This is a genomic window from Nostoc sp. FACHB-133, from assembly GCF_014698055.1.
GTDB lineage: Bacteria > Cyanobacteriota > Cyanobacteriia > Cyanobacteriales > Nostocaceae > Nostoc.
The window spans coordinates 31,765-49,415 of sequence record NZ_JACJSH010000023.1 but is presented as its reverse complement, the minus strand read 5'-3'; the positions used below and the strand labels follow the sequence as shown (position 1 = coordinate 49,415).

Below are 17,651 nucleotides of genomic sequence, written 5' to 3'. Positions count from 1 at the left end.
TTGGCAAATCCTCACACCATCACCGCACACACTTGAGTATTACGCTGTTATTAAGACACAGCTAATGGCGTAAAATATAGCACGCTCCTCTGATTTTGCCATGCTATCCATTAGCCTAGATAAATTTGACTTGTAAAGCATCAGATGACAATAACAAAGATGCTACTCTTGTCCCGCCGCAATAATACTTAAATTGGTTTTACTACTAAATTGGATAAACATGGTAAAGATTAGATGTATTTACTCAATAATTTCGACTAAATTACTTATCTTCTCTTTAAATACTGAAGAACGCCACGAGCGATCGCTTCTGCCATTTGATTTTGGTAAGCTGAGGTTCTCAGCCTAGCCATATCCTCTCGACCAGTCATATAACCCGTTTCCACAAGAATGGAGGGCATAGAACTTTTTCTGAGAACATAAAATCTGGCTCGCCGGACTCCCCTGTCTTTGAGAGTACCAATACTTTGGAGAATGCTACTACGGACAACGCGAGCGAGATCCAGACCACTGTCGTAATAATAGACTTCCAAACCATTAACATCGGGACGACTCGCGCCTGCTGAGTTAGCGTGGATACTCACAAACACATCAGCATTAGCTCGCTCTGCTAATTGCACTCTTCCCGGAAGAGTAACAAAATAGTCAGAATCCCTTGTCATAACTACTTGTACACCATTTTGCTGCAAAATCTGTGCCAGTCTTTTACCAATAGGCAAGATCACATCCTTTTCACGTGCCCCTCCAATACCAAGCGCTCCTGAGTCTTTACCGCCATGTCCTGGGTCAATAATGACTACCACTCGTCCATTGGGAACTCGGCGCTGTGGTTGGAATTGGGGCTGGGGATTGGGATTGTTTGGGTCTGGGAACGGCCCCCGGTTTGGTGGTGGTAGCCCAGGTAAAGCAAAGGGCGGTCTTCCGGGGAGGGAAACAATTCGACGAGAACCTTGTATTGGTATAGCCAAAAGCTGGTCGCCGATTTGCTGGGGTTGATCGAGTTGTACTCCAGGTGCTGGTTGAACTAAAACAACTACTGTGTTGGCTGCTTGGGGTTGCAGACGTACCCGAAGAATGGGGCTATTGGGGGCAAAGGTAGGGCCTGTAACTCTGGGAGCTAACTTGGCATTGTTAATTGTGACGCGGAACACACCGGATGATCTATCCCAGGTTCCCGTAGCAGATAAAGTTTGGTCGGCTCTAATCAGCAGCTGTCTGCCATTATCAGCCAGTTGCACAGACTCAATGGTTGCTGGGGAGTTGTTAGCAGCAGATAATCTGCTAGGGAAGGAGGGTGGTTGTGATTGATTGTCCGAATTACTACTTCCAGGCAATCTGACAACGCGACTAGGCAGAACCACCAAACCACCACTGTTACTATTACTGGCTTGCCAATCTGGACTATTTTTATCTACCCGCAAAGTCAAACGAACAATAGGAGCTTGGTTTTGTAGTTGGGTGAATTCGACGCGGCTAATACCATGTTTGTTAACAGGCTGATTATTCTGTTGCGCCAGACGTGGTGATAAAGATGCATCAGAAACATCTATGAAGATACTAGCGCGATCGCGGCTGCGAATTGTCTTAATCCCCGGATTGCCACCATTGGTACGGAGGAACAACCCATCGCCTGTTACTGTCAAGCTCTCAATTTGCGTCGCCCCGCGTGTAGTAGTGGCAACCCTTGAAATACTAGGTTGCCGCTCAGAGTCTGGGGTAACGACAGTGTAAGCACTTCTGGGAGGTGAGGCGGGAAATGAGGCTACTCGATCAACTTCTGGTCTAGGTAATTGCACCGTCCAACGATCGCCAGTTCTACCAACAAATTGAACGCGTTTGGGGTCTAAAGTATAACCAGGTGTCAGTTCTACAACTATGCGTGTTGTTTCTGTATCAAACTGCCCAACCCTGATTGAGCGAATTCCACCGCCCACCTGTTGGGTTAGCTGCGGACGGCCAAATGTCGTTCCTGGCAAATCAATTACCAGCCGAGTCGGGTTGAAAATTAATTGTGCCTGGGGTTGAACTGCTCCCACAGTATTAATTTCCAGCCTGTTTTGAGTGGCATCAAAGCGCCAAGATTCAAGTCTCGCAGCCATTACAGGCGACGATAGCATGAAGATAGTTCCAATAGTGCTGGGTAGTAACCAGTGTAATTTCACAGTTCTTTCTCCTAATTCACGTTCATGGGAGCCGTCAATATCTCAACTCATTGGTAAGTCATCACACCGTCACCACCTAAACTCGATCTTTGATGCCTTGTTTAATTTTTAAACTGGTATAAAGACACGCTTAAATCGGTTATTAGATTTAATATTTGCTTGAAATCCCAATATAAAATCTTCCACCTTTGGAGGTGGAGGAATCTGACTCCCAAGGAAGCTAGAAAACTAATAACTGATAACCGTTCACTGATAACTGTTTTTTATTTTTTGCCATCAATGCACTAAGTAGATAATTCCCATTACTGTCAGATGATCTAGCAAAATTTATGAGTGTTACTCCCCAATTACCTGAAAAATATTCCGATAATGGCTCACAAACCAAGGGAGACTGGAAATAAATAACATTCCGAATGCTGATAGAAATTATAAACAGACGATTATTCTACAATCAGATGGGACGGAAATTTGGAGAAAGAAGTTTCCACTTTATAATTACAGAATCTTCAAAATACGGTGATTTTACTGAATTTAGAGTGCTGAGTTCCGAGGGAAAATCACTCAGAACTCAGTAAGAATTTACCCAAGATTTTGATTAGCGATCGCCAGAATCTGGAGTTACTTCCAAATTGCCACTGTCATTTGATGCTGGCACCTTCGACTTAGGTGGTTCAATTACCAACGAGGTTCCAGAAGAACCATCTAAAACCAGTTGGTTTGAGCCTGCATCCACAGTTTTTGGATCTGGAAACACAAATCGTAACAAAGGAGGAGCTAAAAAGGTTGTCAAGATAACCATCATAATGATTGCCGCCCCTAGTGGTTTCGAGAGAGCGCCACTGGCTGCGCCGACACCAGCAAACACTAATCCAACTTCTCCTCTAGGAATCATCCCCACACCGATCGCTAAACGGTTGATTTCCGGTTGACCAAACACGCTTAAGCCTGTGATAACTTTACCGAGAATGGCTACTGTAATCAGGAAAGTTGCCATAATTAGACCTTCTCGATTGTCAGGAATTGCTGGGTTTAATACTCCCAAATCGGTTTTTGCCCCAACAGTCACAAAGAAAATTGGCACTAACATATCGGCAATGGGACAAACTTGCGTTTGCAATTCTTTGCGCTTCTCTGTCTCTTCTAGAACTAAACCCGCCGCAAAAGCTCCCAGAATCGCTTCTAAGTGGATGACGGCAGCAAGGTATGCCATAGCAAAGGCGAAGATGAATGCTGGGATTACCAGTCCACCGCGTGTTTTGAGTTGATCAGCGATCGCTACAAAGGATTTATTGAAAACATTCCCCAGTAGAATTGCTCCCAAAATAAAACCAGTGGCGCTGATAATCAAGTAAATGACTTTGCTGACATCCACCACACCATCTTTAGCTAGGCTGGCAACTACCGCCAAAACGATGATTCCGAGAACATCGTCAATTACAGCAGCACCCAAAATAATCTGCCCTTCTTTAGAATTGAGCCGCCCCAACTCTGACAGCACCTTGGAAGTAATCCCAATACTAGTAGCAGTCAAAGCCGCCCCCGCAAAAATCGCGGGTATAGCAGCAATTCCAAATAAAGTCATCAGTCCGACAGTACCAGCCGCAAATGGTACTACTACCCCCACTACTGCGACAACGGTGGCTTGGATACCAACTGCCATTAAGTCTTTTAAGTTTGACTCCAAACCGATTTCAAACAGCAGAATGATCACACCCAACTCTGCCAAAACAGAAATGACCTCAGACTGCGCTGCAAACACTGCTGGAGTGGCTTCAGGACTTAAACCAGCAGTGATTTGAAGGAAGGACATGATCAAAGAGTTAGAACTGTCTGTGCTGCCTTCTGGAAACACTAAAAGGTGGAAAACAGAGATGCCAACTACCACGCCACCTACTAGTTCGCCTAAAACGGGCGGCAAACCCACTTTGTTTGATAACTCTCCACCAACTTTGCTGGCGAGGTAAACGACTACTAAGCTTAGTAGCACTGCGGCTACTACCATTGAACTGTCTGCGGCTTCTGTTGCAGTAGCCAGCAGAGGAAAAGAGAAGTTAATTGGATCTAACAAATGCATGGGTTCTGTGAAAATCCTTCTCTTTGATTTTGACGTGTTTCTGAAAAACATCTATCTGTGGAGACGCTATTGGCAGGTTCAAAAACTTAATTTGTGCCATTTGTCTACTTAACCAAGCGCTATCAAAAAACTTCGGAAGCCTTGACTACAAACAGTCTATAAAGTTGCAGTAAGTCAAAGTCGGTGAATTAATTTACCATCATGACAAAATCTTTAAAAATGTTGGTGTAATTTTTTTAGTATCAAAAAATGTAACCATTTCAGCTTTTGACGATCGCAGTGTCAAAGTAAGAACATACAAATCGTATCTAGCGATCGCACTTAAGTTGTGAAAAACTTGTGGTGACTGTTGACTTTTAACAGCCGCCAGAAGATTGCTAAATACGCTTATTAAAAACATCTGTGGATACTTTGAGGAGTGCAAATCTTATGACTAGAGCCGCTTTACCCGGTTCTCAGTTTCCATCTGGAAACTTGTGGAAAATACTGCCTTTAGCCCTGCTAGTATGTGCAACTTTTGTACTACCTGCATTGGCGCAAGAGAAGGAGAAAATGTGGCGAACCCTTAGTGTCAGTGGTCGCGGAGTTGAAACGATTCCGACAACCCTGGCGCAAGTTAGCTTAGGAGTGGAGATTCAGGGAAAAACAGCACAAGAGGTACAGCAAGAAGCAGCCCGGAAGTCATCGGCTGTAGTTGCGTTCCTCAAAAGCCAAAATGTCGAAAAATTACAAACTACTGGTATCCGCTTGAATCCAGTCTACAGCTACACCAATAATGTGCAGAGGATTACAGGCTATGCTGCCAGTAACACGGTGAGTTTTAGGATTCCCACAGAGAAAGCTGGTACATTATTAGATGATGCAGTGAAAGCGGGTGCAACACAAATTAATGGTATTAGTTTTGTTGCGAATGATGAAGCGATCGCAGCTGCTCAAAAACAAGCATTAAAAGAAGCCACCCAAGATGCCCGCCAGCAAGCTGATGCTGTTTTCAGCGCTTTGGGTTTCAAATCCAAAGAAATAGTCAGCATTCAAGTTAATAATGCCACTGCGCCTCCAACACCCATGTTTTTACGGGCTGAGGCTGCCAAGGTAGCTGATTCTTCCACCCCTGTCGTTGGTGGTGAACAGGAAGTGGAAGCATCGGTGACGTTACAAATTAGTTATTAGTCATTTGTCATTAGTCCTTTGTCATTTGTGAGGGCAAAGGACTAATAATCAATTCCCAATGCCCAATTCCCAATACCCAATTCCCAATTCCCAATTAATTAAAAATGTTCTGAAGACATATCTCCACCGCCCTCTCCATCGCGCTTAGAGCCTAATAATTCTAGTTGGTCTACTCTAATAATCGGTGTAGAACGGTTTGCTCCTGTTTGGCGATCGCTCCATGTGTCAAACTTTAAGGAACCTTTGATGCCAATTAAGCTGCCCTTACGCACATAATTACCTGCTACTTCAGCCGTTTTATCCCATAATTCTAGAGTGAACCAGTCAGGTTCGTCGCTGTTGCGTGATCGCCTTTTTACCGCTAGTGTCAATCTACACTTAACACTACCAGACTCAAAATATTTTATATCTGGGTCGCCGCCTACACGGCCAACAAGGGTGACAATATTGATACTCATAGGTTTTACCTTTCAGTACAGGTGTACTTGTTAATTCCGACTTTCATCATAGCGAATTGTGAAACACTTGAAAATAATGTGTTAAACAGTTAACAATATAGTGGAATTGAAAAATTATACATAACTACTTGGAGAAACACATAAAAGTATACGGATATACTAAGCAAACCAGAGAATATCAAAAAACAAGGGCCTGAGACATAGTAAATATTCCTGGGAATCATATAAAAATATAGTTTAGTTTGCTGAACTCAGGATACAAAGATAATCGAATCCACTCTTACCGTTGTAGTCAAGAAGTATCGCACATAGGGGGCTTAGAGAAGCGTGGGTATTTTTAGGAACTTTCGCACATCATGGGATATGGGTATCGACCTCGGTACTGCTAACACCCTGGTTTATGTATCTGGGAAAGGTATTGTACTGCAAGAGCCTTCTGTAGTTGCTATCGATGTCAACGAAAAGGTAGCACTAGCAGTAGGAGAAGAAGCCAAAAAAATGCTCGGCCGCACACCTGGAAATGTGATTGCCCTCCGCCCCTTGCGCGATGGTGTAATCGCTGATTTCGATATAGCCGAGCTAATGCTGAAAAGCTTTATTCAGCGTGTAAATGAAGGCAAATCTCTAATTTTACCCCGAATTGTCATTGGTATTCCCAGTGGGGTCACGGGTGTAGAAAGACGAGCTGTAATGGATGCGGCTCACCAAGCAGGAGCAAGAAAAGTTTATCTAATTGATGAACCTGTAGCTGCCGCCATTGGTGCAGGACTGCCTGTTGCCGAACCCACTGGCAACATGATTATCGATATTGGTGGTGGTACAACAGAAGTCGCAGTGCTGAGTCTTCAGGGCACGGTAATCAGCGAATCAGTACGCATTGCTGGGGATGAACTAACTGATTCAATCATTCAGTATATTAAAAAAGTTCATAACTTAGTCATTGGTGAACGGACTGCTGAAGACATCAAGATTCGGCTTGGTTCTGCGTATCCTACCCATGATGATAATGATGCCATGATGGAAATCCGAGGCTTACACCTGCTTTCTGGTCTACCGCGAACTGTAACCATCAAAGGCCCAGAAATCCGTGAAAGTATGTTGGAACCACTATCAGTAATTATAGAAGCTGTGAAGCGGACACTGGAACGTACACCTCCAGAACTAGCAGCAGACATTATTGACAGAGGGATTATGTTAGCTGGGGGTGGTGCTTTGCTTAAAGGCATAGATACCTTAATTAGTCATGAAACGGGGATTGTGACTCACATTGCCGCCGACCCTCTCTGTTGTGTTGTGCTGGGAACAGGTCGGGTGTTAGAAAACTTCAAACAGCTAGAACGGGTTGTTACCGAAAGCTCTCGCAATATGTAGCAAAAAAATATCATACTTGAGTTCTATTTGAGTTCTATTTGGGTTCTATATAAATAGAATCCAAATAGGACTTAATTGTATAAGTAGATAAAGGTATATATGGTTACAATACGGCGCTGGTGGGATCGTAAAGGCTTACAAATCGGGTTGTTAGGTCTAGTAGTTGGTAGTGCTTGGGTATTGCGACAGACTCAAGGTGAATTGGTGCTTGAGACATACCAGGCACTTACCCGTCCATTAGAGATGTTGCAGTCAGGGCCAACTCCAGAAGAACGTATCAGAGATGCCCGGATATTAGAATTGCAAACCCGTATAGTAGATTTGGAAAGTCAAAAGACAAAGCTACAAGATTTATTAGGCTATGTGGAAAAAGAGCCACTGGCATCACGGCCAATTCCAGCCAGGGTAGTAGGACGTAGTGCTGACCAGTGGTGGCAACAAGTTACTCTGAATCGCGGCGCGAATGCAGGGATTCAGGAAGGCTTTGTAGTCAAGGCCGATGGCGGATTAGTTGGGTTGGTGGAGAGTGTAACTCCCAATACTAGCCGCGTGTTGTTAATCAGTGACCTCAAGAGTCAAGTTGGTGTATCAGTTAGCCGCACAGCAGCTAAAGGCGTTTTGCGAGGAGATTCTTCTGCCGAAGCTGTGCTGGAGTTTTATGAAAAAGTCCCAAATGTCAAAATAGGAGATTTAGTTTCCACATCTACCTATAGTCAGAAATTTCCATCTGGCTTGGCAGTAGGACGAATTAAGTCGCTGGATTTAAAGAAACTTCCAGCATCAGTAGCGAAAATTGAGCTTTTTCCGCCAATTCGCTCTCTTGATTGGGTAGCAGTTTATCCAAAGCCAGAAAACCAAGAGCCGGAAAACGAAAAGTCGGCAAATCAACTGCCGCAAAATTCTAAGTAAATTCTCCCTTAAAAATCCATAGAAAAATGAAGATTCCTGCATTTGGTATTAGCAGGCAGAAAAAGCCAAAATCGTCAGAGCGAAAATCGAAATTCCGAATCCAGCCGCTTTCTCGTTGGCATCCCGGTGTACGGCAGTTGTTTAGTTGGATAGTGACTGCTAGTTCTGTACTGTTATGTTTACTATTATTACCAACCCGCCTGCCAGGTATGGAATTATTGGGAATTGGCCCTAACTGGCTATTAATTTGGGTGGTAACTTGGAGTGTGAAGCGCACAGTATTTGCCGGAGCCTTGGCAGGTATAGTTCTGGGACTACTTCAAGATTCTATGACAGCACCTAACCCTAGTCATGCCATCAGTTTAGGAATTGTGGGAATTTTAACTGGTCTACTCCAGAAACAGCGTTTTATTGAAGAAGACTTTATTTCGATTGCTGTAATTGTCTTTGTGATGGCAGTTTTGGCAGAAACTATTTTTGGGTTGCAATTAACTTTGACAGGAAATGAGCGCAAAGTAACAGATATTTGGACATATTACCAGCGTGTCGCCCTCGCCTCTGCCATTCTTAGTAGTCTGTGGGCACCTGTGGTCTATTATCCCCTCAATCGTTGGTGGCAACGAATGAAATTGTTGGAGCAATAGTCAAGGGAGTTAGAATAGAATTTACGCAAAACCACACGCAGTAGAGGCAATTCATGATATTACCCCTACGCGTGTGGTTTTGGCTATTATTTGCGTAAATCTTGCAAATCTTTAATTATTTAAACCGATTTACTTAGGTTATGATTGCCAGGAAAGAAAATTCTCCTCTGTAACCTGAATCTTGATGAAATTTGGGCAATCTCTGGCAATATGGATTCAAGCTACATTAAATCAAACAACACCGTATCATTGTAGTTAGTAGCATTTATGTTTGATACTTTCTTTTTGCCTTAAAGAATATCAGGTTAAGTCATCTCCTGATTTCCTGACGGCAGAATATGGAAGCTTTCACTGAATAACCTAGTTGGAGAACGCTAATGTCGAAGGAAAGAAAAAGTAATAAAGAAGTTAAAAAACCTAAAAAAGATCCCAAGGACAAAAAGGATAAAAACGACCCAAACAAATAGAACGATTTAGACCAAGGGCATTTCTAATGTTTTTTATATTTTTTGGCAGAAAAACCACAGGTTTCGAGCTAGACGAGGTTTATACCAATTCTTTGTGAAACTTTACAGAATAAAGCTAGTGAGGCAAGGGGCAAAATCCCCTTGTTCGCAAGCAACCTCAGATGTAATCAGTATTAAGAGTTAAAAGTTTTGAATTAATAACTCTTAACTTCTCACTACCCACTACTGACTATTAACAGCTTCAGTCACCTTTGCCCTTACTGATATCTCCTGCTTGTGTTTTCCTTCGCCAGATGAAGGAAAACTTTTAGGAACAGTCTTTGTACCTGTTCGCTTTGCCAGTGCCAATAACAGGTAGACTGTGAACAAATATCCAGACGCTAAAATAAAAATCATCATAGGTATACTTCCGTAAATCATTGTTCTACTAGCACCCTTTCAAACGAATATAAAATTCCATAAAATTAGTAGAACCTCAGCCAACCAAGTACATTCTTGATTGCTGTAGCTTCCTATGGTAAAATTACCTATAGAGATAAAATTCTCTACGGACAAAGAATTTATTGTCTAATGAGACTTCTTGCAGACCATAGATCCACAGCAGTTAGATTGCCGTTTAGCAATCTAAAACTACGATTCTCAGCGGTCTACTTGATCTGCGTTATTTTTACTCACACTGCTGTGAAAAGAGCAATGCTTGCGCTCAACGTGCGCTGAAGACGTGTAGCGGCTTCCCATAGGGATATAGCATAGCTCCAAGCCAGGAGTTTTGCATATCGTAGGAAAAATCAAAGGGATTATTCCCTTAATCTAGGCTACGACTAATTATTTTAGACTCACATCACCGAGCCAGTAAAATCACTTAGTAAGTGAACTACTTTGGGGTGTGAACATCTTAAAAATTTAAAATTCCTATATTTTAGCGTAACACAACGACCCTGAATTTGAAGCCCATTCCACTGCTAAATTTCAAATTTTTTGAATAGCTACACTTCAGTTCTGAAGAAATTTAGTTTTATCCATTGGCAACTCAATTTAAATTATATCCATTTTGTCAATAAGTAATATTGCTTAAAGTTTGCTTTGATCTGTAGCGGTAAACGTGTACTTGAAAACTACTTAATAGAATTGCAACTGGTGTTTGTCTTCGTGTACTGAGAAGTCATGTTTTAAGTTAGTTTAAGATATGATTCTCTCAAAAATTAAGCATAATTACTTATTGACAAAAGTATTGGCAACCTTAATTATCACCGATAGACTCATGAAAATGGGATTGTCTTATGAAAACTTTGCGCTGGCACAGGGTTATCTTAAAATGAGTGTAGGATATGTAAACTTTCGTAACCTAAGTCAGAGTCCGCCCATTCATGACCCCAGCCACCTCCCTGTTTACCCCTGTGGAAGCAGACCTGCGACTACTAGCAGATAACCTAAAACAGCTAGTTGGAAATCGCCACCCCATTTTGTTTGCAGCAGCCGAACATTTATTCGGAGCTGGGGGAAAGCGTATCAGACCAGCAATTGTCCTGCTAATATCGCGGGCAACAATGTTAGAGCAAGATATTACACCGCGTCATCGCCGCCTAGCTGAGATTACAGAAATGATTCACACAGCAAGCTTGGTACATGACGATGTGGTAGATGAATCAGACGTGCGGCGAGGCGTTCCTACCGTTCATAGTTTGTTCGGTAATCGCATTGCCATATTAGCAGGAGATTTTCTTTTTGCCCAATCGTCCTGGTATTTAGCAAACTTGGACAATTTGGAGGTTGTGAAACTCCTCTCAGAAGTCATTATGGATCTGGCTACTGGGGAGATCCAGCAGGGACTAAATCGTTTTGATGCTGGTATCTCTATTGAAACTTACCTTCAAAAGAGTTATTACAAAACAGCTTCGTTAATCGCCAACAGTTCTAAAGCTGCTGGGTTACTTAGTGAAGTCTCGCGGGAAACTGTTGAGCATCTGTATAGCTACGGTCGTCATTTTGGTATAGCATTTCAAATCGTTGACGACATTCTAGATTTCACCAGTACGACAGATACCTTGGGTAAACCAGTGGGGTCTGATCTCAAAAGTGGTAATCTGACTGCGCCCGTTTTATTTGCTTTAGCGGAAAAACCATCCTTGGAAGTGCTAATTGAACGAGAGTTTGCTCAAGATGGAGATTTAGAGCAAGCACTAGCATTAATTCAAGATAGTCAAGGCATACACCAGGCGCGGGAGTTAGCTGCTCACCATGCTAAGTTAGCAATTGAACATCTTGCAGTTCTCCCACCCTCAGAATCTCACCAGGCATTAATTAACATAGCTGAGTACACACTGAGTCGCCTCTATTAACTCAGTTATTAGTTATTAGGTACAAAATGGGGTTTTGATGCCAAGTTAAACCTACCAGATGTTCTTAGGTGGGGAAATTTGGCTCAGTTGTCAGTTAAATTTTGAAAAATGTTCACTGATAACTGTTTGTTCACCAATTTTAGATTAGGCCGATGCCTGGTTCTTTAAAGAACTAAAAGGGTAGTAATTGGCATTAATTTCTTTTGATCAAAAACTTTTTCAAACAAATTTGAGATTTAAAATTTGGGATGTGGGATTGTATCTAAAAAATCCCACATCCCAAATTTTTCTATGCAATATCAGGGGGTATCTGTTTAGGCGATCGCTGCTGCCGCAACCTTTGTTGCATGAGTTTCTCTAGATCAGTTCGCCGAATTTCAACGGTATGAGTGGTCTTACCCGGCGTTTCCAAAAAAAGGATACTATCTACGGGTTCCAATGCCACCAATTGGAACAAAATATGGGTGACAGGAACAATTTTAGCTAGCATTTGAGGGTCAAGCCCAGCAGGGGAAATTAGAGAGACATCCTGTATGGTAGGGAAAGCGTAAATAACGCGCTTTTCCAATCCTGGATTAGCACGATTGCTCAAGGTAGTTACAACCCAGCTTGCCTCCGAATTTTGGAGAATATAGTACTGGGAGTGACGTAATTTTTGAGCGATCGCTCTAAGGGCAGGAGCAATTGCTGCAATCAGATTTGGTGTTATACCATCGCGGGGTGCATTGTCAATCAGCAATTGAATTTGTGCTTCTAAATCCATAATGACTTGTATACGGCTCCTGGGTAATGGCAATAACATCTATCAAAGTGTGAACAATCCCATCCAAGTTGGGAATAATAAAATCAGCCATATCCTGAATGTAGGATTGGTCTGCGTTTAGCTTATACGTAAAACCAAAAAAGCCAATACCCACAGTCGTACAGGTTGTATTTAAATACTTAAGGTCTTTTGAAAACTGAGACTATGAATTCAGCCGCAACCGCAACAATTCCATCTGCAAATATTCTGGGAGAAAATTCTAAAGGCGTGGAGGTGATCTTTCAACTCCTATCCAAGGAGTTTCAACAATCGACCAAAGCTTCGGAACAGAATTGCCATGATGTAGCAAGACGTATTACCACCGAAGTCTATCGGATTTGCCATGAGAGCAAACGTATTCAAGCTTCGGGAACTGTAGAAAGCTCGGCGATGACCCTGGCTCGGCATCGGCTACAACAGTGTCTCAGGTACTATCAGTTGGGTTCAAATCGGGGCAGGGTAGAATTACACAGTACTCTGAGTGCAATTATTTATCGATACATTAATCCGCCTCAGAAACAATTGAGTTATCAAGGGCGACTGACTATAATCGAAGATTTTTTACAAAGTTTTTATCTGGAAGCATTAAACGCTTTCCGTCGAGAAAATCAACTTGGTGCTACTTATCGCCCTCAGACGCTTCTAGAATTGTCTGAGTACATGGCATTTACCGAGCGCTACGGCAAACGACGCATTCCCTTACCAGGCCGTCAGCAGCAGCTAATTATCCTGCGGGCACAAACTTTTTCTCAACAGCAGCCCCCAGAAACCAGCGTAGATATAGAACAAGCCGCAGAAGGTAGCAATAACGAAGGCGATGGTTCTTGGGAAGAACCCGCAGTGCATCAATTGCGCTCCACAATGGCAACGCAAGCCGAACCCGAACCTGAAGAAGATACCTTGCGTTCGGTTGTGGTGACAGAATTAATGAATTATCTCGAACAACGACAACAATCTGACTGTGCTGATTACTTTTCCCTCCGCCTCCAGGATCTCTCAGCACAAGAAATAGAGTCGATTTTAGGTTTAACCCCTCGTCAGAGAGATTACTTACAGCAGCGCTTCAAGTATCATTTAATTCGGTTTGCTTTATTACACCGTTGGGAATTAGTTCACGAGTGGCTGGAAGCTTCTTTGCACACCAATTTGGGCTTAACTCCCCAGCAATGGCAAGTATACACAGCACAGCTGGACAATAAGCAACGGTCTTTATTAGAGTTGAAGCAACAAGGACAAGCCGATGAAAAAATCGCCAAAACTTTAGGGCTGTCAATGGCACAACTTCAAAAGCGATGGTTTAAGATTCTTGAGCAAGCTTGGGAAATTCGTAACTCATTAGTGTCCGGATCAGGTGCATCTACTCATGAATAGTGACTCAGAATCCTCACAATACCAGTATCTCGGTTGGTTATTGACAGATGATGTCAAAAATAACGAGCGATCGGTAGAATCTGAGGAAAATGACGGGGTAAAAAAACTCATCAATGAAGCCACTGCTTCAAAAAGCAGTGAGCCAAAATTGGGAGTAACGCCCCAGACCCTTCAATTGGGAGAAATTCCTACTGTGCAAGATCGTTTTCAAGCCGTCATTAAACATCGGTTACAAATCCAAGCCCAAGACCACCCACCTTTGTTTCCCTGGGAAACACAATTAATCGACTATCCCGATTTTGTTGATGAGCCGTCAATGACGCTCGTTCCTACCTGGGGATGGATGGTCCAACAGTCGAAACTGAAACTTCCTTGCCCCTTGCCGGAGAGAGTTTTCCAGCAATTGCTGGAACAGTGTCAGGCATTGGTGACATCTTCAGTCCCTCTAGGGGCAAAATTAGTTCAAGTGGTGGAGAACTTTTTTCCCAACGAGTCTCAAGCATTAAATGATATAGCTGGATTGGTGCTAAGAAGTACCTATCGCTCTGTCAGTACTCTGGAGACAATGCCCAATATTCAGAGCGATTACTCAGATTTACAGCCGCGTCAACAGATGGCTTTGTCGTTGCTGGCAGCTAAACAACTGCTGGAAAATTTGACTCTACCACTTTCAGCAAGCAGCCCAGTGGTAGAAAGACAATGGCTAACTACTGTCGGTAATTTGAACATCAGAGTAGAGTATCAGTCTGTAGGTAAACTTACGAAGTTGCTTGTTCAGGCTGAGTTACCTGTTAAAGGAACTTTGATACTTCGTGGAAGTGGAACTTTAGCAATGGCAACATCTTCGACTTCGGGATACTTAAGTGTAGAGTTAGGTTGTGAGCAACTTAACCCAACTTATACTCTGGAAGTTGAGTTTCCAGAAATAGACCAACAGCCGCTTTTGTTTGTCATTAATCCCACTGTGTAATATTGATTACTACAGCTAGTACGTAATGCCGCATATCTTAAGGTAACTATTCCCTAGCTGTTGCCTTGGGGATTTTTCAGTCTCTAGATACTACTAGCAACAGGGTGCTTACTTATACTTAGGCGTGGTTACAGTTAATCAGTGGTGTAGACTCACTCTCCATCCCATAAATTGAATGTTCGTGGATACTCGTCAGTCCACTCGGTTACTAGCAAACCCTTGGGAACGAGTTAGTTTGTTGTGCTGATTTCGCCTCTATTTTACCAAGCAACCAATTTTCACAACGAATTTATTCGATTGTGGTGTTTTTTATACAAAATTATGTTCACTCTTGGCACAATCAAACCCTAAGACAGGAGAAGGGAAGCAAAGGTTGAAAACAGAGTTTTCAACCTTTTTATTTTGTAAAAATAGGCGCTAAACCTTGATAGATGAATGAAGACAGGATAATAAAGCTTCTTCTAACGGGAATACTTTAAAGTAGGGCGAATAGTTTCGTCCTCAACATTGTTCCCGTGGCATCTATAACTTAGACTCGAAATGCTCAACTTATCCAGGATGAATCGGTTTTGGCGTGTCCCTGTGGGTAATTTCTGGCGGCAAAATTTGCAGCGATCGCCTTTGACAGAAGTGGAAGATTCAATTTCCTTGCGGGTGCTGGTGCTAGCATTGGTTATTTTGGGAATTGGGGCGACAGATATCGCCGCCGAGACTTCATTCAGTTTTTGGGCATTACCCCTGAGTGTATTGGGTGCGATTTGGAGTTACTATCGTCGCCGCGATCGCAATGTTGCAGTTCAGTTTTGCATCGCTATCGGAATGTTAGTAGCCCTAGGTGCTTTCTTTGGGCGGTTAGTGGGAGAGTTGAATGATACGCGGTTGGGTTTGGCGGAGTTATTAATTCAACTTCAGGTGTTGCACAGCTTTGATACACCCCGCCGGAAAAATTTGGGCTATTCAATTGTTATAGGACTGATTTTATTGGGTGTGGCGGCAACGTTAAGTCAGACTTTAGCATTTGCACCTGTATTGCTGTTATTTTTAGCGATCGCTCTGCCAACTTTAGTGCTAGATTATCGCTCACGCTTGGGTTTACAGCCATTAAAAACTCAAAAGGAAAAATTCAACCCAAAGAATTCCTCAACTCTTAATTTTAAATTTTTAACTCTGACTTTTTTACTAATTGTCAGTCTGGGACTGGCAATTTTTGCTGTTTTACCAAGATTTCCCGGTTATCAATTACGGAATTTTCCTGTAAGTTCGGCTATCCAGTTAAAAGGTAATTTTACAGGGCGTACTATCATCAATCCCGGTTATGTCCGTCAAGGTAGTGGTAATAATCAAGGCAGTAGTGGTAGTGGTACGGGACAAGGCCAAAGTGGTGAACCAGGTAAGGTAGATAATAACTTTTATTACGGTTTTAATAGCCAAATGAATCAAAACTTGCGGGGCGAGATGAAACCCAAGGTTGTAATGCGGGTACGATCGCAAGCTGAGGGTTTTTGGCGAGTACTAGGATTTGACCGCTATACGGGTAAAGGATGGGAAGTTTCGCGTAATGAAGATGTTACGACCATCAAGCGATCGCCTTGGTCTTACCAAATTTTCCTGAACCCACCTCTGACTACTGCTAAAACCCAAGAAATAGTACAAACTTATACAGTAGTGGCGGACTTGCCTAACCTAATTCCGGCGATGGCTTATCCCAAAGAGATTTACTTTCCGACACCAATGGTTGCGGTTGATAAAGAAGATGGATTGCGATCGCCTGTGGAATTATCAGAAGGACTCACCTACACAGTAATTTCTGAAGTACCATACCGCGATCGCACTAAATTAGGTCAAGCTTCTACTAATTATCCGCGACAGATTAAAAAGCATTATCTGCAAATTCCTCCCGAAATTGCCGAAAAAGTCCGGCAACGTACCGAAGAAATCCTTGCTAACTACAGTCGGGAAGGAGTCACAAAGTCTTCTAAAAGCCTAGATTCAGCCTATGAAAAGGCTCTCTACTTAGCTCAATATTTAAAGCAACGTTACACTATTCCCCAAAATGCCTTAGATTTGCCTTATTTGGGAGAAAAAGATGACTTAGTAGAAGCTTTTTTATTCAAATATAAAGGTGGTTATCCAGACCACTTTTCCACAGTTCTCACGGTGATGCTACGTTCCATTGGTATCCCAGCGCGGTTAGTGGCAGGGTTTAGTTCAGGAGAATTTAATCCATTTACTGGGCTATATGTTGTCCGTAATACTGACGCTTATGCGATGGCAGAAGTATATTTTCCGAAATATGGCTGGTTTGCCTTTGACCCGATTCCCAATCATCCCCTCATACCTCCATCAGTAGAAGATACTCAGACTTTTAGTGTATTGCGTCAGTTATGGCACTGGGTTGCTGGATGGCTACCTTCTCCAGTGACAGGTTTATTGAATAATGTATTTGAGACAATATTTAGGTGGGTGATTAGAGCGATCGCTTGGTTTTTAGCTTTATTTTCTCAAGGTTGGTTTGGTATATTAACTGGCTTAATCTTGGCAACTACAGCGGCTTTCTTCGGTTGGCTGGGTTGGGGTCAGTGGCGAGAGTGGCGCAACCGCCGATGGTTAAAGAAATTGCCAGCAATGGAAAGCCTTTATCAACAAATGCTGCAATGGACAACCCAAAAAGGTTTAGGTAAACATCCAGCACAAACACCTTTAGAGTATGCCAGAGGATCATACCAGCATCATCCCCCAGCAACTGCTGAGGTAATAGATGAAATTAGCCAAGCTTATATTAGCTGGCGTTATGGTGGTCATACGCCTAACTTGAAGCGACTGCGACAAAGATGGCAAGGTATCAAAAAGGCTGGTAAGGCTGATAAGTAACTCCAGTTGCGGGTTATCAACTGACGTGTGTTTGCTAACCCTC

At 42.8% G+C, this 17,651-nt stretch carries 14 protein-coding genes; 8 read left to right on the top strand and 6 right to left on the bottom strand.

Annotated features, from left to right (window positions below):
• Positions 1-266: 266 nt before the first annotated feature.
• The 3 genes from H6G86_RS19580 to H6G86_RS19570 all read right to left on the bottom strand — a co-directional run bounded on the left by H6G86_RS19580 (position 267) and on the right by H6G86_RS19570 (position 4,636).
• Positions 267-2,162 carry an N-acetylmuramoyl-L-alanine amidase gene (locus H6G86_RS19580; protein WP_190935693.1) on the bottom strand — a complete coding sequence of 632 codons (1,896 nt, stop codon included), beginning with the start codon at positions 2,160-2,162 and terminating at the stop codon, positions 267-269.
• 595 nt (positions 2,163-2,757) lie between these two features.
• The gene (locus H6G86_RS19575; protein WP_190935692.1) at positions 2,758-4,236 is read right to left on the bottom strand and encodes a cation:proton antiporter; all 1,479 of its coding nucleotides are present in this window, start codon (positions 4,234-4,236) and stop codon (positions 2,758-2,760) included.
• 199 nt (positions 4,237-4,435) lie between these two features.
• Positions 4,436-4,636: a hypothetical protein gene (locus H6G86_RS19570; protein ID WP_190935691.1), complete on the bottom strand. Its 201-nt coding sequence runs from the start codon at positions 4,634-4,636 to the stop codon at positions 4,436-4,438.
• A 29-nt stretch (positions 4,637-4,665) separates the two neighbouring features.
• Between H6G86_RS19570 and H6G86_RS19565 the strand changes: the two genes are divergently transcribed.
• Positions 4,666-5,406, top strand: coding sequence for an SIMPL domain-containing protein (locus H6G86_RS19565; RefSeq protein ID WP_190935690.1), 741 nt, complete (start codon positions 4,666-4,668; stop codon positions 5,404-5,406).
• 98 nt (positions 5,407-5,504) lie between these two features.
• Here the strand turns inward: H6G86_RS19565 and H6G86_RS19560 are convergent, their stop codons facing one another.
• Positions 5,505-5,864, bottom strand: coding sequence for a single-stranded DNA-binding protein (locus tag H6G86_RS19560; RefSeq protein WP_012408517.1), 360 nt, complete (start codon positions 5,862-5,864; stop codon positions 5,505-5,507).
• Positions 5,865-6,227: 363 nt separating this feature from the next.
• Here H6G86_RS19560 and H6G86_RS19555 point away from each other — a divergent pair, with 363 nt between their 5' ends.
• The 3 genes from H6G86_RS19555 (at position 6,228) to mreD (ending at position 8,788) form a co-directional block, all read left to right on the top strand.
• On the top strand, positions 6,228-7,235 hold the full coding sequence (locus H6G86_RS19555; RefSeq protein ID WP_094330992.1) for a rod shape-determining protein: 1,008 nt from the start codon (positions 6,228-6,230) through the stop codon (positions 7,233-7,235).
• Between the two features lie 99 nt (positions 7,236-7,334).
• Complete coding sequence (gene mreC / locus H6G86_RS19550) at positions 7,335-8,144, top strand: rod shape-determining protein MreC (protein WP_190935689.1); 810 nt, start codon at positions 7,335-7,337, stop codon at positions 8,142-8,144.
• 26 nt (positions 8,145-8,170) lie between these two features.
• Positions 8,171-8,788: a rod shape-determining protein MreD gene (gene mreD, locus H6G86_RS19545; protein WP_190935688.1), complete on the top strand. Its 618-nt coding sequence runs from the start codon at positions 8,171-8,173 to the stop codon at positions 8,786-8,788.
• A 689-nt stretch (positions 8,789-9,477) separates the two neighbouring features.
• Here mreD and H6G86_RS19540 read toward each other — a convergent pair.
• The gene (locus tag H6G86_RS19540) at positions 9,478-9,675 is read right to left on the bottom strand and encodes a hypothetical protein (RefSeq protein WP_190935687.1); all 198 of its coding nucleotides are present in this window, start codon (positions 9,673-9,675) and stop codon (positions 9,478-9,480) included.
• A gap of 947 nt (positions 9,676-10,622) precedes the next feature.
• On the opposite strand from H6G86_RS19540, the gene sds reads away from it, so the two are divergent.
• Positions 10,623-11,594 (top strand): solanesyl diphosphate synthase, encoded by a 972-nt coding sequence (gene sds / locus H6G86_RS19535; RefSeq protein ID WP_190935686.1) that lies wholly within the window; start codon positions 10,623-10,625, stop codon positions 11,592-11,594.
• 289 nt (positions 11,595-11,883) lie between these two features.
• On the opposite strand, the gene H6G86_RS19530 is transcribed toward sds, so the two are convergent.
• Entirely contained in the window at positions 11,884-12,357 is a 474-nt protein-coding gene (locus H6G86_RS19530; RefSeq protein WP_190935685.1) for a hypothetical protein, read from the bottom strand.
• A gap of 204 nt (positions 12,358-12,561) precedes the next feature.
• Between H6G86_RS19530 and hetZ the strand changes: the two genes are divergently transcribed.
• The 3 genes from hetZ (at position 12,562) to H6G86_RS19515 (ending at position 17,608) form a co-directional block, all read left to right on the top strand.
• Complete coding sequence (gene hetZ / locus H6G86_RS19525; RefSeq protein ID WP_114085764.1) at positions 12,562-13,767, top strand: heterocyst differentiation protein HetZ; 1,206 nt, start codon at positions 12,562-12,564, stop codon at positions 13,765-13,767.
• A complete protein-coding gene (locus tag H6G86_RS19520) occupies positions 13,760-14,737 on the top strand; it encodes a PatU (RefSeq protein WP_190935684.1) in 978 nt (325 codons plus the stop codon). Before hetZ ends, H6G86_RS19520 begins: the two co-directional genes overlap by 8 nt.
• 540 nt (positions 14,738-15,277) lie before the next feature.
• Positions 15,278-17,608: a transglutaminase-like domain-containing protein gene (locus tag H6G86_RS19515; RefSeq protein WP_524538512.1), complete on the top strand. Its 2,331-nt coding sequence runs from the start codon at positions 15,278-15,280 to the stop codon at positions 17,606-17,608.
• The last annotated feature ends 43 nt before the right edge of the window (positions 17,609-17,651 follow it).

Bases quoted from the DNA above. Each gene is read 5' to 3' on its own strand.
- H6G86_RS19570 (WP_190935691.1), bottom strand. From the start codon at position 4,636: ATGTTTTTAATAAGCGTATTTAGCAATCTTCTGGCGGCTGTTAAAAGT.
- H6G86_RS19560 (WP_012408517.1), bottom strand. From the start codon at position 5,864: ATGAGTATCAATATTGTCACCCTTGTTGGCCGTGTAGGCGGCGACCCA.
- sds (WP_190935686.1), top strand. From the start codon at position 10,623: ATGACCCCAGCCACCTCCCTGTTTACCCCTGTGGAAGCAGACCTGCGA.
- H6G86_RS19515 (WP_524538512.1), top strand. From the start codon at position 15,278: ATGCTCAACTTATCCAGGATGAATCGGTTTTGGCGTGTCCCTGTGGGT.
- mreC (WP_190935689.1), top strand. From the start codon at position 7,335: ATGGTTACAATACGGCGCTGGTGGGATCGTAAAGGCTTACAAATCGGG.
- mreD (WP_190935688.1), top strand. From the start codon at position 8,171: ATGAAGATTCCTGCATTTGGTATTAGCAGGCAGAAAAAGCCAAAATCG.
- H6G86_RS19575 (WP_190935692.1), bottom strand. From the start codon at position 4,236: ATGCATTTGTTAGATCCAATTAACTTCTCTTTTCCTCTGCTGGCTACT.
- H6G86_RS19555 (WP_094330992.1), top strand. From the start codon at position 6,228: ATGGGTATCGACCTCGGTACTGCTAACACCCTGGTTTATGTATCTGGG.
- H6G86_RS19530 (WP_190935685.1), bottom strand. From the start codon at position 12,357: ATGGATTTAGAAGCACAAATTCAATTGCTGATTGACAATGCACCCCGC.
- H6G86_RS19520 (WP_190935684.1), top strand. From the start codon at position 13,760: ATGAATAGTGACTCAGAATCCTCACAATACCAGTATCTCGGTTGGTTA.
- hetZ (WP_114085764.1), top strand. From the start codon at position 12,562: ATGAATTCAGCCGCAACCGCAACAATTCCATCTGCAAATATTCTGGGA.
- H6G86_RS19565 (WP_190935690.1), top strand. From the start codon at position 4,666: ATGACTAGAGCCGCTTTACCCGGTTCTCAGTTTCCATCTGGAAACTTG.
- H6G86_RS19540 (WP_190935687.1), bottom strand. From the start codon at position 9,675: ATGATTTACGGAAGTATACCTATGATGATTTTTATTTTAGCGTCTGGA.